Raw genomic sequence first — 14,133 nt, forward strand, 5'->3', positions numbered from 1 at the left:
TACTCAAGAGTCAAGGGTCAAAGAGACAAACAGACGCGATGAATCGCGTCTGTACAAGAGCCAAAATTTATTTTTCCCCTGCTCCCTCATCCCCCTCATCTTCCTCATCTCCCTCATCCCAATCCCCAATCCCCAATCCCCACCCCATGAACATCTCTGCGTTATTCATCCGCCGACCGATAATGACCACACTGGTGATGCTAGCCATCATGGTGTTTGGCCTAATGAGTTATCAATTGTTGCCAGTGAGTGACTTGCCTACGGTGGATTTTCCCACAATTCAGGTATCGGCTAGCTTACCAGGAGCTAGTCCTGAGACAGTAGCTTCGTCAGTCGCAACGCCATTAGAACAGCAATTTTCCAGTATTGCTGGTCTGGATTCGATGAACTCTACAAGTTCTCTGGGTTCGGCACAGATTACGCTGCAATTCAACTTGAGTCGGGATATAGATAGTGCGGCTCAAGATGTGCAATCTGCGATCGCCAAAGCAGCGCGCCAGTTACCAAGTAGTATGCCGAATCCGCCATCATACCGCAAAGTCAACCCGGCAGATTCACCTATTTTGTATGTAGCTTTAAGCTCATCAGCTTTGCCCTTATCGGAAGTTGATAAATACGGGGAAACGATACTAGCGCAGCGTCTATCAATGGTTGATGGAGTAGCGCAGGTACAGGTTTATGGTTCGCAAAAGTACGCGGTGCGAATTTACCTTGATCCTCAATCTTTAAGCGCGAAAGGTTTGGGGATTGATGAAGTAGCAACTGCTGTTTCTCAAGGGAATTCTAATTTACCGACTGGTAACCTTTACGGCAAAAATCAAAACTTCACTATTGAGTCAAATGGGCAATTGAACAATGCTGAAGCTTACCGTTCTTTAGTGGTTTCTTATCGCAACGGCGCGCCTGTTCAATTAGGAGAATTAGGTAAAGTATTTGATAGCGTAGAAAACGATAAAGTAGCTAGTTGGTTTAACGGCACACGAGCAATTGTCTTAGCAATTCAAAGGCAACCAGGAAGTAATACTGTAGCAGTTGTAGACGGAATTAAAAAGATTTTACCGAGCTTCCGTGAGCAAATTCCGGCGGCGGTAGATATGACAATTTTATATGACCGCTCCCAATCAATTCGCGAGTCAGTAAATGATGTCAAATTTACCTTATTCCTGACAATTTGCTTGGTAGTTTTGGTTATTTTTCTCTTTTTACGTAACATCTCAGCTACCATCATTCCCAGCTTGGCAGTACCTTTATCGCTAGTAGCAACTTTTGGGGTAATGCTATTACTAGGTTACTCTCTAGATAACCTGTCCTTAATGGCGCTTACTCTGGCTGTTGGCTTTGTGGTAGACGACGCAGTAGTAATGTTAGAAAACATTGTGCGTCACATGGAAATGGGCGAAAATCGCCTGGAAGCTGCCCTCAACGGTTCTAAAGAAATTGGATTTACCATTTTATCAATGACCATTTCTCTAGTAGCTGTATTTATTCCCATCATGTTTATGGGTGGAATTTTAGGAAGGCTATTCAGTGAGTTTGCTGTTACTATTAGCGTTTCAATTTTAGTATCTGGATTTATATCCCTTACCCTGACACCAATGCTTTGTAGTCGTTTTCTCAAGCATGAAGGTGAGCATCAACATTCAGAAAATGGACATCATCTAAATAATGGTCATACTATATCCAGCAATGGACCTCATGATTTAGAAAGTGATTATGTCATCTCTAATGATGGATTTAATCACACAGAAAATGGTCATACTTTATCCCCAGATGGATTTGATAATACAGGCAATGGCCATGTTACATCAAGCAATGGAAATCATCATGTAGAAAATGGTCACGCCATCTCCAATGATGGTAATGGACATCAAATAAATAAATCCCAAAAACAGAAAGCTAAAAATTGGAAACGTCGTCTTTATAATGCTTCTGAGTGGGTATTTGATACCATGCTACGCGCTTATGAAGCCACCCTGAAACTATCAATGAAATATCACCGTACAACGATGATACTTTCAGGCGCGATTTTAGTTGCAACCATATATTTATTTATTGTTGTTCCTAAAGGCTTTATTCCCAATGATGATACTGGACAGTTAAGTGTCAATACAGAAGCGGCTCAAGATATTTCCTTTGATGAGATGGTGAAACATCAACAAGTCATAGCAAATATTGTCCGCCGCAACCCTAATGTAGAAGCAATTAACTCTAGTGTAGGTGCGGGTGGAGCCAATTCCACATCTAATGCTGGACGTATTTTCGTAAAATTAAAACCCCATTCCCAACGCCACGAAAGTGCTGATAAAATAGCGAATGAACTACGTCCTAAACTAACAGGAATTCCCGGAATTAGAGCATTTGTTCAAAACCCGCCATCTATTCGTCTTGGTGGACAGCAAACAAAAGCGCTTTATCAATTTGGACTTTCTAGCCCGAATTTACAAGATTTATATCAATACGCGCCAGCTTTGGAAACAAAGTTGCGACAAATGCCAGAATTACAAGATGTGAATAGCGACTTGCAAATCAAAAATCCCCAAATTAACGTCCAAGTTAATCGCGAACAAGCCTCAACTTTGGGTTTAACAGCCAATCAAATTGAAAGCACTTTAAATAATGCTTATGGTACTCGCCAAGTTTCCACTATCTATGCATCTGATGGTCAATATCAAGTAATAATGGGAGTAGATCCCCAGTATCAGTTAAGTCCCAATGACCTTGATTTATTAACAGTTCGTTCGACTAGTGGTCAAGAAGTACCTTTAAATGCTGTAGCAACACTTAGTAAAGGTGTTGGGCCATTAACAGTTAACCATTACGGACAACTTTCTGCTGTGACTATTTCCTTTAACCTCAAACCTGAAGTTTCTTTAGGAAATGTTACCGGAAAGATTGAACAACTAGCTCGTGAAACATTACCACCAACTATTAGTACTAGCTTTCAAGGTACAGCACAGGTATTTCAATCTTCGCTTTCTAGCTTGGGATTTTTACTAATAATTGCAATTTTAGTAATTTACATTGTGTTGGGAATTCTCTACGAAGATTTTATCCACCCGATTACAATTCTTTCTAGCTTACCTTCAGCAGGATTTGGTGCATTAATCACCTTAATGGTATTTGGAGTTGATTTAAATATCTACGCTTTTGTCGGCATTATCATGCTAGTTGGTATCGTTAAGAAAAACGGCATTATGATGATTGACTTTGCAATGGATGCCCAGAAAAATCAAGGTAAAACGCCGTTTGATGCCATCTATGAAGCTTGTGTAGTCCGTTTCCGTCCCATTATGATGACCACAATGGCAGCATTAATGGGTACTCTACCAATTGCGCTTGGTTTAGGCGCAGGTGCAGAATCTCGCCGTCCTTTAGGTTTAGCAGTTGTTGGTGGTTTATTGTTCTCGCAATTACTAACGCTTTATATCACTCCAGTTTTCTACACATACATGGAGTCATTGCGGAAGCGGTTGAATAATAAAGGTAGAAAGCAGAAAGATAAAGTTAAACAAGAACAAGAAAAGGCAGAAGTATTATGATTAGAATCTAATTATGTTCATTTAAATTATTACAGATAATCACTTTAAATTTGTAAGAGGTTATTTATAAAGTAAAAATAAAATTACTGTAGGGTGTGTTAGGCGCTGACTTTCAATATAATTTGTCACGAAATAACTATCCTAGCGCCTAACGCACCATCTACGCGACGGTGCGTTACGGCTAAATATCATTGTCTCTGTGTCCGAAATCCTTTCATAGCCGTAACACACCCTACTTAAGATTTACTTTATAAATAGTCTCTAAGCAAATTTAGAGTGATTAGAAAATATGCCGTTTATTTACAATCCACAGTCTTCACAACGTAGTAAAATTAAATTTACTATAGATGATGTTATGCCAATGCTTTTAAAGCATGGTAAATGACCCTTTGGAGCTTTTATAGAAAAGTTTAGTTCTTCAAACCACACAGGGTTATCTTCAGAAAATAAATCAGCAAAAAATAATAATGTTTTCCTTAGTATTTTTCGTTTTAGCCATCCTACTTCATATCCAAAACGACACCAATCTTCTGTATCTGGCTCTTTTTTACCATTTATATTTAACCATATTTGCTTTTGTATACTTAAACCAAATTTGCTATCACTGTATTCAACCCAAAGCCTGTCGATGAATTGCAAATCCTGGCAAGAAAGTTCCTGAATATCATTTACATACAGCGAACCTTGTTTCTCTCGACCCGCTAGCTTTAATAGAATATCAAAAGTTTCTTCATTTGCATCTTCCCATCTACTAGATTTTAGTAAATTATCAAGTCTGCTATAATCCTCTTTTGCTAGTAAGTTGAGATGAGGGGTAACCCCAGAGACTTTAACATTATTGGCGTTTGAACCAAAAGATTGAGAATTATTAAGTTCTAATATTATTTTTTTATTTCCGGGTAATTTATGAATATTGATAGCTTCTATTAATTCCACAGCAGTTTGATACCTATTATTAATATAATCATGAATTAAAGTATCTAATATATTAGCGAAATCTTGACTAATTAAATTAGTTTCTAAGAGACTTTCTTTCCATATCCATTTTCCATTTAACGCATCATAAAGTTCATCATAACCGTCAGCTTTTGGAAAAGAGCCGGTTAATAACCTAATACAAGTTACACCCAAGCTGTAAAGGTCACTAGCAGGAAATACCTGACCACGCATTTGCTCTAATGGTGCATAGCCATGTGTACCAACAGTAGTTCCCACTTTACCAATAATTGTTCCGGTAGCTTGTTTAGAAACGCCAAAATCAATTAGCATTAACTGACCATCTTTATGGCGACGCATAATATTTTCTGGCTTGATATCTCGATGAATTACTCCTTGCTCATGGATAAATTGAAGAACTGGTAATAAATCCTTTAAAAGCTGTATTATCTTCGCTTCACTAAATGTTCCCTGCTGCTGTAATTCTTGTAGTAAATTGTGACCATCAATAAACTCTTGTACGAGATACAAACGCTGATCCTGTTCAAAATAAGCAATGAGGCGGGGAATTTGTGGATGTTCTCCCAAATCATACAAACGCTTCGCCTCTTGCTTAAACAATTCGGTTGCTTTCTCTAATGCTGCTGTTCCTTCCACTTGTGGAAAAAATTGCTTAATCACGCAAGGTTCATCCATCTTATCCACATCTCTGGCTTCATAAGTCTTACCAAATCCACCCTCACCCAAAAGTTTAATCACACGGAAACGATTACGGAATAGAGGTGTAAGAATTTGTCCACAGCGAAGACAAAACTTATTGCTATCAGGATTAAAGGGATTTGAGCAATTAGGATTAGGACAGTAAAGCATATCTGGGTAGATATTAGCAGAGTGTGTATATGTTAAGTTTTCCCATTTCTATTTGCTGGGTTGAGATACCACCAAAGTTTTTGGACAAATTTACTTCTAGTGACTGGGATTGTCTAAGGTAAATTTTGCTAGCGTGGTGATATAAGGTTTATTTTTCCTGAGCTATTCGCTAAGGGATACAGGGGTATAACATGGCTAATTTAAAACTGCGTCGCACCGAAAATGTCAACGGCGATTTTTATGTAGATTCTAGCTGTATTGATTGTGATACCTGTCGCTGGATGACTCCCGAAGTATTTTATCGTGCTGATGAACAGTCAGCAGTTTATCATCAACCTACAAATGAAAAAGAAAGATTAGCAGCGCTGCAAGCACTTTTAGCCTGTCCTACTAGCTCTATTGGTACAGTTGAAAAGCCACAAGATATTAAAAATGCTCAAGAAACTTTTCCGATTTTAGTTGAGAAAAATGTTTACCACTGTGGCTATCATTCAGAAAAATCTTATGCCGCAGCTAGTTATTTTATTCAACATCCTGAAGGCAATATTTTAGTAGATTCACCTAGATTCACACCGCCTTTGATCAAGCGTTTAGAAGAGATGGGCGGCATTCGTTATATGTATTTGACTCACAGAGATGATATTGCCGATCATCAAAAGTTTGCAGAGCATTTTCAATGTCAACGCATTCTGCACGCTGATGATATTTCGGCAGATACTCGCAATGTGGAAATACAATTAACTGGAGTAGAACCATTTACTTTGACTGAGGATATATTAATTATCCCAGTTCCTGGTCACTCAAAAGGGCATACAGTTCTACTCTATAAAAATAAGTTTATGTTTACTGGTGACCATCTTGCTTGGTCAGAAAACTTACATCAATTGAATGCATTTCGCGATTTCTGTTGGTATTCTTGGACAGAGCAAATTAAATCAATGCGGAAATTAGCTAATTACTCATTTGAATGGGTGTTACCAGGTCATGGAAGGAGATTTCACGCTGATGTTGAGACTATGCACCAGCAAATGCACAAATGTATTGAGTTGATGGAAGCAGTTAAATAAATAATTACTAATTCGTAATTCGTAGCTTTATCTCCATCTTTCGGTAATTAATAATAATCCAATTACCAATTACCAATTACCAATTACCAAATTTCTCGCCTTAATCTGTGATTTCGCTAGGAAGCCTTTCACAATTGTCTATTTGTATTGAATTTAGCCGAAAACCTCTCTAAATGAGGAGGATTTTACAGCTTGATTGCGAGACAGTGAGTGGAAATGTCATCCAAAACTAGTGCAAGGTAGATTATGAAAGCAACTGTGTATTACGGAGCAGGTGATGTGCGGGTGGAGAATGTTCCCGATCCGCAAATTCAACAGCCAACAGATGCGATCGTGCGGATTACTCATGCTTGTATCTGTGGATCGGATCTGTGGTTTTATCAAGGTAAAGACCAATGGCAACCAGGATGGCGTACTGGACATGAATGGATGGGGATTGTCGAAGAGGTGGGATCGGAGGTGCGAAATTTCAAGCGGGGCGATCGCGTTTTAGCTCCGTTTGCTTTTTCTGATGGTGCTTGTGAATTTTGCGGCAAAAACCTGCAAACTTCTTGTCTACAGGGCGGTTTTTGGGGTGGTAAAAATGATGGCGGACAAGCTGAAGCTGTTCGCGCCCAGTTTGCTGATGGTACGCTGGTAAAAATTCCTGATGCTGTGGAAAATGATGCTGCCATGCTCAAGAAGATTTTACCGCTAACGGATGTGATGTCCACAGGACACCATGCAGCAGTATCAGCAGGCGTAAAACCAGGAAGCACAGTCGCGGTCATTGGTGATGGAGCCGTGGGGCTGTGCGGGGTGTTAGCTGCTCACCGATTAGGAGCCGCAAGAATTATAATGCTTGGTCGGCATGAGAATCGGCTGGCGATCGCGCGTAAATTTGGCGCAACAGATTTTGTCAGCAGCCGGGACGAACAAGCTATTCAAGAAGTGCAAGAAATGACAAAAGGCGGTGCTGAATCAGTTCTCGAGTGTGTTGGTACAGAATCCTCAATGAAAACAGCGATCGGTATTTGTCGCCCAGGTGGAGCGATTGGCTATGTCGGGGTTCCTCATGGTAGCGAGACAATTAATTTGTCGAGGATGTTTCAGTCCAACATCACATTGCGAGGTGGTGTTGCTCCTGCACGTGCTTATATTCCAGAACTGTTGATTGATGTCCTGGCTGACAGAATCGATCCATCCCTAGTCCTAGACGTTACCGTCGATATCAATGGCGTTCCTGATGGCTATCAGGCGATGAACGATCGCCAAGCTATTAAAGTCATGGTGAGCGTTTAGCGATCGCTACTCAATACTTTTAGGTTAAGGGGAAAAAGGGGAATGGTTCAAGGGAAAGAAATAACCTTTAACCTTTTTCCCAAAAGCTATTTTGAGTTCAAAACGCTTAACTGAGTAGTATTGCAATACTTGTCGGGGAAGGGTAAAAGGGGAAGGGTAAAAGGGGCAAGAAAAAACCTTTAACCCTTACCCTTTCACCTTTTCCCCAAACCAAATTCCGAGTTGAAAATCCTTAACCGAGCAGTATTGAGTAGTATTGGATCGCTAATTTTCAGGGATTCCCAAAAAATAAATTCTCTTGGGCATGGGTGAACGAAAAAAGGTGTGGGGAAGAGCTTAGTTAGCGTACATCATACGCTAACTAAGCTCTGACTCATATAGATGTTAACTCTTATGAGAGTATGAATTATTTTTGAAATCTTGCCGCTTCTTCAACTAGGTCATTGAGTCCTAGTTCTAATGTATGAAGCACCTGGTTTAACGCTTCGATTTTTGTCCGATTTTTCATCATCTCAACTGCCTTTAAAAAAGCAGGACTACCTGCTTTACCAATATATTGATGACAACTTTTGCTACCATTTTTGGTAACAAAGATAGGTTCTCCTGATTGCCACTTGTAATACCAATAAGCGCCACCCTTACCTTTGGCGCGGTAACGAACAATCCAACAACTATTAGCAGCTACATCACTCTTAAGAAGAGTAGAGATTTCTTGGTTGATTTCTTCTCTTTTGGCTTGTAATTGTTCTATTCTATGTGCTAAATCTGAAAGATTCTGTTCTCTTGTTTTGACCACTATGTAAGTACTAACTTCAAAGGACAAGTTTTATCGTAAACTTTACGCTACCTGACTGTAATTGTAAGATTTGGATGACCAAAAATTTGACCATCGAGTTGAATTACTTAAATATGCTGCCCTTAATGCCATAACTCCTTCAGCTCCAAATAAAGACCAATGCATTCCCGCTTGTTTTAATCTTTGTGTAACCACACGCCGATTGGAGCTTTCAACCACTCCCGAACCAATCATTAAACCAGCTTTTAAATAAGAGTGATAATCAATCCGACTCTGATTATTAGTTAAATAACGCTCTAAATCGGTAATAGCTCCCTTTAAATCTTTCTTCTTTTTGGGGAATTGATGACAATTTTCAATTACTGTATTCCATTGTGATTTTTTTAGTAATTGTTGTTGAGTTTTTACCCAATCCAATTGATAGTCTTCGTTATTTGGATACGCTGCTTTCGCTACTGCCCACACATATTCCGAGAGATGAAAAAAGTCGAGAATTTCCACCGAACCTGGAAATTGTTCTGATGCCATCGACCAAATCCAATGTGCGCCATCACCAATTACTACGGTTTTTGTGGGTTTTGTACCTGCTACTTGATTATATAACTGGGATACTCTCTGAGTAAATTCTGGTCGAGATTTTAAAGTAGCTACATATTCCCGAGTACGTATAACACCTCTTTTTTTACCAACTTTTTGATGGTCTTTACTCCAGAAAATTACACCAACTTTTGCTTCTTTATATCCTTGTTTTTGATTCAAGGGAGTCATGACTCCATCAACTCCCACATATAATAAATCTGGTGGTTCCTGCTCTTGATTGGGAATTCCAAACTGTGAAGAAGTGTCTTGCTCACATCGAACCTGAAACTCTTGTGTTTGTAGTTGATTTCCTGTCTTTTCTACTTGATTAGCTAAGGTTTTTTGTGTCAAATCTAGTCTTGTCCATTTTTGAAACAAGGAGTGAGAATTTGGAAATTCACTACTAACTCCCAAGGCACAGGCTAATTCTAATACCATTGGTAGCCATTTATCTTTTGGTAGTCCTAACTCTTCATCAACTTTGACTTTAATACCATCTGTTGTCTCATAAGCTCTACGTACAACAACCATTTCACCTAATGGAGTGTAATATCTTTTTTCTCGTTTAGTTCTCGGATGTGAGTATTCGGCTTCTTTTTCTTCAATTAAGGCTTGGAATAAGCTTTGTTGCACAAAGTTCCCTAATTTTAGCCACATATTGTAAAATTCGCCCACAAATTCTTCTAAATGGTGACACTCCGGTAAGTCCTGGAGTGTGTCATTGATGTGAGACAGAATTGATTGGTGGTTGTTCATGGGAAGTTTGGTTTTATGGCATCTCAGATATGTTAGCGGAATTTGTCCGCTAACTCCTCTCCCACACTTTTTTTCGTTCACCCCTTGGGCATGAACAATTTCGGTATTTAAACGTCATTAGTTCAACCACTGAATTCAGTGATTGAATCATACGCTCTTAACTAATTTTAGTTTTTTATGGCTCAGGTCTGACTTGAACAGACGACCCCAGGCTTATGAGTCCCGTGCTCTAACCAACTGAGCTACTGAGCCTTACTTTATCCAATGATTTCTAAATATAGCAGAAAAACTTCACAATTTCTAGTCCAATTGCAAATTAATTTTCTGTTTGGGCTTGGTGAATTGCTGTAAAGCAAAAGAGGGAGGTTAATCTCCCTCTTTGAAAAAGGCAAGAATTGAATTCTAGACAGCCAGAAATTAGATCCGGTTTGCCAATAAAGTAATGGGGTTAACTGCGCCCTTACCTGTGGGATGAATTTCAAAATGGCTGTGTGGCCCAGTGCTAAAACCAGTACTACCCATAAGAGCAATTGTGTCTCCTTGTCGTACTTGCTGACCTGCCTGCACTAAAATCTTGCTGTTATGACCATAGCGAGTCATACTACCGTCACTATGGCGGATATCTACAAGATTACCGTAGCCACCGTTGTTCCAACCTGCTTTGACAACCACGCCATCAGCGGATGCGTAAATTGGTGTACCTGTGGAGTTGGCAACATCAATTCCTCTGTGCATTCTTCCCCAGCGCCAGCCATAGCCAGAGGTAAGAACACCTTTAGCTGGCCAAATGTAAGCTACAGATGAGGAGGATGGAGGAGGAATAGCCTCGTCCAAAGGTTTGGGTAGATATTGATCTACTGCTGACAAAGGTGGCAAACTTGGAGAAACGGTAGTTCCCCGCATCTTGCCTAAAGAATCGGAAGCATTAACGCCTCTGGGAGGTGTAGCAATCCGAGGTACAGATAGTTTGCGTCCAGGTGCTTGGTTGGAAAAGAACTCAGGATTTACTGGCTCGTTAGTTGGTTGAGTTGCACGGAACAGAGGCTTCATTGGTTGGACTGCATTAACCCTCGGTGAAGGTACAGGAATCTGTATTGCACTCCGTGGGAAAGTCGGGCTAGTCGCAAAGTTATTGCTATTAGCTACAGGAAGCACTGCTGCAGGCTGATTATTTTCGCTAACTACTGGTACAACAACTCCAGCTTGTTGAGCGCGATATTTCTCCCGCAATCTTTGGATTTCTGCTTGTAAGCTCTGAAGGCGCTCATTACTCTTAGCGCTTGCAAGCTTCTGTGGTTTTTGATTTTGCAATTCTGCAAATATTTTTGGTACCGGGGCATCACCACCCATACCATAAGAAATACCAGGAGTGGGGGCTGTTTCCGCAGCTGCAGTATTTGCAGGAATTTGATTGTTCGCTGTTGCTGGTGTCGGTACAGTGACACTGTTATTGTTAGCAACTGTTGGTAATTGTGGTGTTACAGGTAAAGTAACACTGTTATTGTTAGCAACGACTGGTAACTGTGGTGCCACAGGTACAGTTGGGCTAACAATAGCTGTATTCACAGGAGATGGTACTACTTTAGAGGTAGCTACTTCAGACTGTTCTACAGTGGGGTTAATTGCTAACTTGGATGGGTTATTAACTGCAATGCTGTTAAACTCAGTCGATGGCACAACCAATTTTTGACTGATTTGCAGTTGATTGGGATTGCTCAGATGGTTAACTTTGGCTAATTCTGAGACAGATGTACCATACTTACTAGCGATCGCAGCTAGTGTATCTCCTGGCTTAACTTCGTAAGCAGCATTATTTGATGGTGCAGCAGCTTTGAGTGTAGCTGGTACAGGTGTAGCTACGGGAGCCGTATTAGCTTTTGCCTGTTTTAGCTTTGCAATCAAGCTTGCTTGGCTAGCATTTGTGGTGGTTGGTGACTGTTCTGTTGTCAGGTTGCTGGCGTTGATTTGTGGAGCTTTTTCAACTGCAGCAGCTGTTGGTTCAGCCAACCCCTTGTTAGCTTGTGATAAATTCTGGGTCTCCTCAGACCGCAACTCCGCCAGACTTTCTTTTAAACGGTTCGATTTTTCTTGTAAGCGATTCAGCGCAAATTCTTGCTGTGCTTTCAGTTGAGCGGTAACTGCACTATCCACACCTTTAGTGTTTGTTACTGCTGTTAGGGATGTATTGGGTGAGCTAACTGCACTATTACCAATAGAAAGTTTTTGTACTTCAGGTAGCTTGTTGGTTGTTTGTAAACCATTTACTACTTGAGACTGCTGGTAGAGAGAAGTTTTATAAGTTGTTGTAGCTTTAGCAGTTGCTTCTGATGCTGGAACTGGCAAAGACATTCCACTGGCCGCAACCTGTAGTTTAGCTTCAAGCCCGGGCACTTGTGAAATTGCTGTTGGTTCCACAATCACAGGATTTTCCGGCACGCTCACGAGGGAGACGGTTTGGTTTTCCAGGGTTGTGGGAGCAAATTTCATCTCAGTGTCAGGAGCAGCTGGCATTGTTGAGGCTGCCTTTTGGCTGCCTACAGGAGCCGCTGCTTGGGCTTGATCGCTTTGCCGAGTCACCAAGAGGCTGGTTGCTCCCATTGACAGAGCCAACCCGATCATGGCGGCTTGTGTCCGCGCCCGGCGGTTAGCTACAGAATTTGCATTATTTGACGGTTCTATTGGGACACCATCACTGCTGGGAGTATTGTTCAGCACAGCTTTTACTCTCTTTTTCAATGCTCGTTTCAAAGACGACCTCCTAAATGTTCACTAGTGTTTAACTGACCTTGATTTTTTTTTCAGTCTGAGACTAGTCAATGATTTAGATCACATCCAAAGATTGATCAAGATCACACCCACCAGAGATACTTACGCAAGATTAACCTGCTTCTCTGATTTAGACAAGTTCACACCCATTAGCAAAACTTTAAAATTGCTGTGCTGACTTGTCCGCTCCGTTCCTCACACCTTTAGGATTTTTTGCTGTTTGCATCTGTCTGCGCTTGCTTTGCTAAATTAACCGGGGCTGGACAAACATATATACTGTGCCATTTCCACTGGTTGCGATCAGCAATTAATTCGCTACGACTTCTAGAAAAGCAAATCCCCTGTTGTAGATATCTTCAAGAGATTTCTATCCAATCCGTCTACCCAACACGAGACTTTACGTTGATTATTCCCTAAAAGACAACCGTATTATCTCGCAGCGACTTTTGCGCTTCTTTTTTATCTTGATTGAGCAAAAAACGTTTAAATGCCTCATAGGACTATCTTGTGACGTTTTTGTTCCCAAGATTAAGATAATTGAAGTTCATCAAAATCTATCATTCATTTGCGGAATCGTCGCTACTTTTCGATACAAATTTCTTATATAAGCTCACCTACATTCGTAAGTATTGTTTACCGAGCTTGCAAAAAGCTTTCAGAATCAAGTATATCCATTCACTTTATTGAAGCTGTAACAATGGATATATTTGGGGGAATTTGGGGGGATTGGGGACTGGGGAACTCGGGGCCCCCTCTGGGGATAAGGGGTAATGGGGATTGGGGAGATGAGGGAGATGAGGGGGATGAGGGGGATGAGGGAGTGAAGGGACAAGGAGATAAATACTATTACCATGCCCAATGCCCAATGCCCCATGCCCAATGCCCCATGCCCTATTGTAAATATCCCAATTGGCGGCGGGCTTCAAATAAGCTTACAGCAACACTTACAGACAGATTTAAGCTGCGAACATTGGGTTGCGCCATAGGAATATAGAGAGTGGCATCACAGGCTGACAAAGCTGTGGGCGGTAATCCTGTGGTTTCGCTACCAAATAGCAACCAGTCATTATCTTGAAACTGAAATTGAGCATAATTGGAACTGCCACGCACAGAGAAGCCCAAGCATCTGCCGCCACGTTCCTGATGTACGGTTTTAAAGTCTTCTAGCGTTTGGTGATAGTTGAGTTTGACATAGGGCCAGTAATCTAAACCTGCTCTTTTGAGGTAGCGATCGCTAATTTCAAACCCCAAAGGCCCTACCAAATGTAATTCTGTACCCGTAGCTGCACAAGTCCGGGCAATATTGCCTGTATTCGGCGGAATTTGGGGATTAACTAAAACTACCTGCGGCATTTTCTCAGTGGTAAAAATGTAGTAGAAACAACAATGTATCATCTCGACACATTTTACCAATGTATGTTGATTATCTATAGGTTTTCTTAATAATTATGAAGCTAATTCTATTGATTAGTTTTTTAAAACATAAAACAATAAACTCTTAAAAGGAAATCTAAGAGTATTCATAAGATAAAACAATCAATTA

General features: G+C 40.6%; 9 protein-coding genes and 1 tRNA gene. 3 read left to right on the forward strand and 7 right to left on the reverse strand.

Annotation, left to right across the window (positions count from 1 at the left end; all coding sequences use genetic code 11):
• Positions 1 to 67: 67 nt before the first annotated feature.
• Positions 68 to 211 carry a hypothetical protein gene (locus tag HGR01_RS08650; RefSeq protein WP_168160946.1) on the reverse strand — a complete coding sequence of 48 codons (144 nt, stop codon included), beginning with the start codon at positions 209 to 211 and terminating at the stop codon, positions 68 to 70.
• On the opposite strand from HGR01_RS08650, the gene HGR01_RS08655 reads away from it, so the two are divergent.
• Entirely contained in the window at positions 147 to 3,539 is a 3,393-nt protein-coding gene (locus HGR01_RS08655) for an efflux RND transporter permease subunit (protein WP_045869506.1), read from the forward strand. The two genes, HGR01_RS08650 and HGR01_RS08655, sit on opposite strands and share 65 nt — an antisense overlap.
• Positions 3,540 to 3,839: 300 nt before the next feature.
• Here HGR01_RS08655 and HGR01_RS08660 read toward each other — a convergent pair whose 3' ends face one another.
• Positions 3,840 to 5,345, reverse strand: coding sequence for a serine/threonine-protein kinase (locus HGR01_RS08660; RefSeq protein ID WP_045869505.1), 1,506 nt, complete (start codon positions 5,343 to 5,345; stop codon positions 3,840 to 3,842).
• A 191-nt stretch (positions 5,346 to 5,536) separates the two neighbouring features.
• Here HGR01_RS08660 and HGR01_RS08665 point away from each other — a divergent pair, with 191 nt between their 5' ends.
• Together HGR01_RS08665 and HGR01_RS08670 are read left to right on the forward strand one after the other, a co-directional pair.
• The gene (locus HGR01_RS08665) at positions 5,537 to 6,412 is read left to right on the forward strand and encodes an MBL fold metallo-hydrolase (protein WP_045869504.1); all 876 of its coding nucleotides are present in this window, start codon (positions 5,537 to 5,539) and stop codon (positions 6,410 to 6,412) included.
• Between the two features lie 246 nt (positions 6,413 to 6,658).
• A complete protein-coding gene (locus HGR01_RS08670; RefSeq protein ID WP_045869503.1) occupies positions 6,659 to 7,693 on the forward strand; it encodes a zinc-dependent alcohol dehydrogenase family protein in 1,035 nt (344 codons plus the stop codon).
• Between the two features lie 406 nt (positions 7,694 to 8,099).
• Here HGR01_RS08670 and HGR01_RS08675 read toward each other — a convergent pair whose 3' ends face one another.
• The 5 genes from HGR01_RS08675 to HGR01_RS08695 form a co-directional block, all read right to left on the reverse strand.
• Positions 8,100 to 8,489, reverse strand: a complete 390-nt coding sequence (locus HGR01_RS08675; RefSeq protein ID WP_045868481.1) for a hypothetical protein — start codon at positions 8,487 to 8,489, stop codon at positions 8,100 to 8,102.
• A gap of 42 nt (positions 8,490 to 8,531) precedes the next feature.
• Complete coding sequence (locus tag HGR01_RS08680) at positions 8,532 to 9,824, reverse strand: ISKra4 family transposase (RefSeq protein WP_081583904.1); 1,293 nt, start codon at positions 9,822 to 9,824, stop codon at positions 8,532 to 8,534.
• 178 nt (positions 9,825 to 10,002) lie between these two features.
• Positions 10,003 to 10,076 (reverse strand) — tRNA-Met (locus HGR01_RS08685).
• Positions 10,077 to 10,241: 165 nt separating this feature from the next.
• Positions 10,242 to 12,539, reverse strand: coding sequence for a peptidoglycan DD-metalloendopeptidase family protein (locus tag HGR01_RS08690; RefSeq protein ID WP_235623028.1), 2,298 nt, complete (start codon positions 12,537 to 12,539; stop codon positions 10,242 to 10,244).
• Positions 12,540 to 13,481: 942 nt separating this feature from the next.
• Positions 13,482 to 13,943 (reverse strand): tRNA (cytidine(34)-2'-O)-methyltransferase, encoded by a 462-nt coding sequence (locus tag HGR01_RS08695; protein ID WP_045869501.1) that lies wholly within the window; start codon positions 13,941 to 13,943, stop codon positions 13,482 to 13,484.
• Positions 13,944 to 14,133 lie beyond the last annotated feature (190 nt).

The organism is Tolypothrix sp. PCC 7712, from assembly GCF_025860405.1.
GTDB classification, from domain to species: Bacteria; Cyanobacteriota; Cyanobacteriia; order Cyanobacteriales; family Nostocaceae; genus Aulosira; species Aulosira diplosiphon.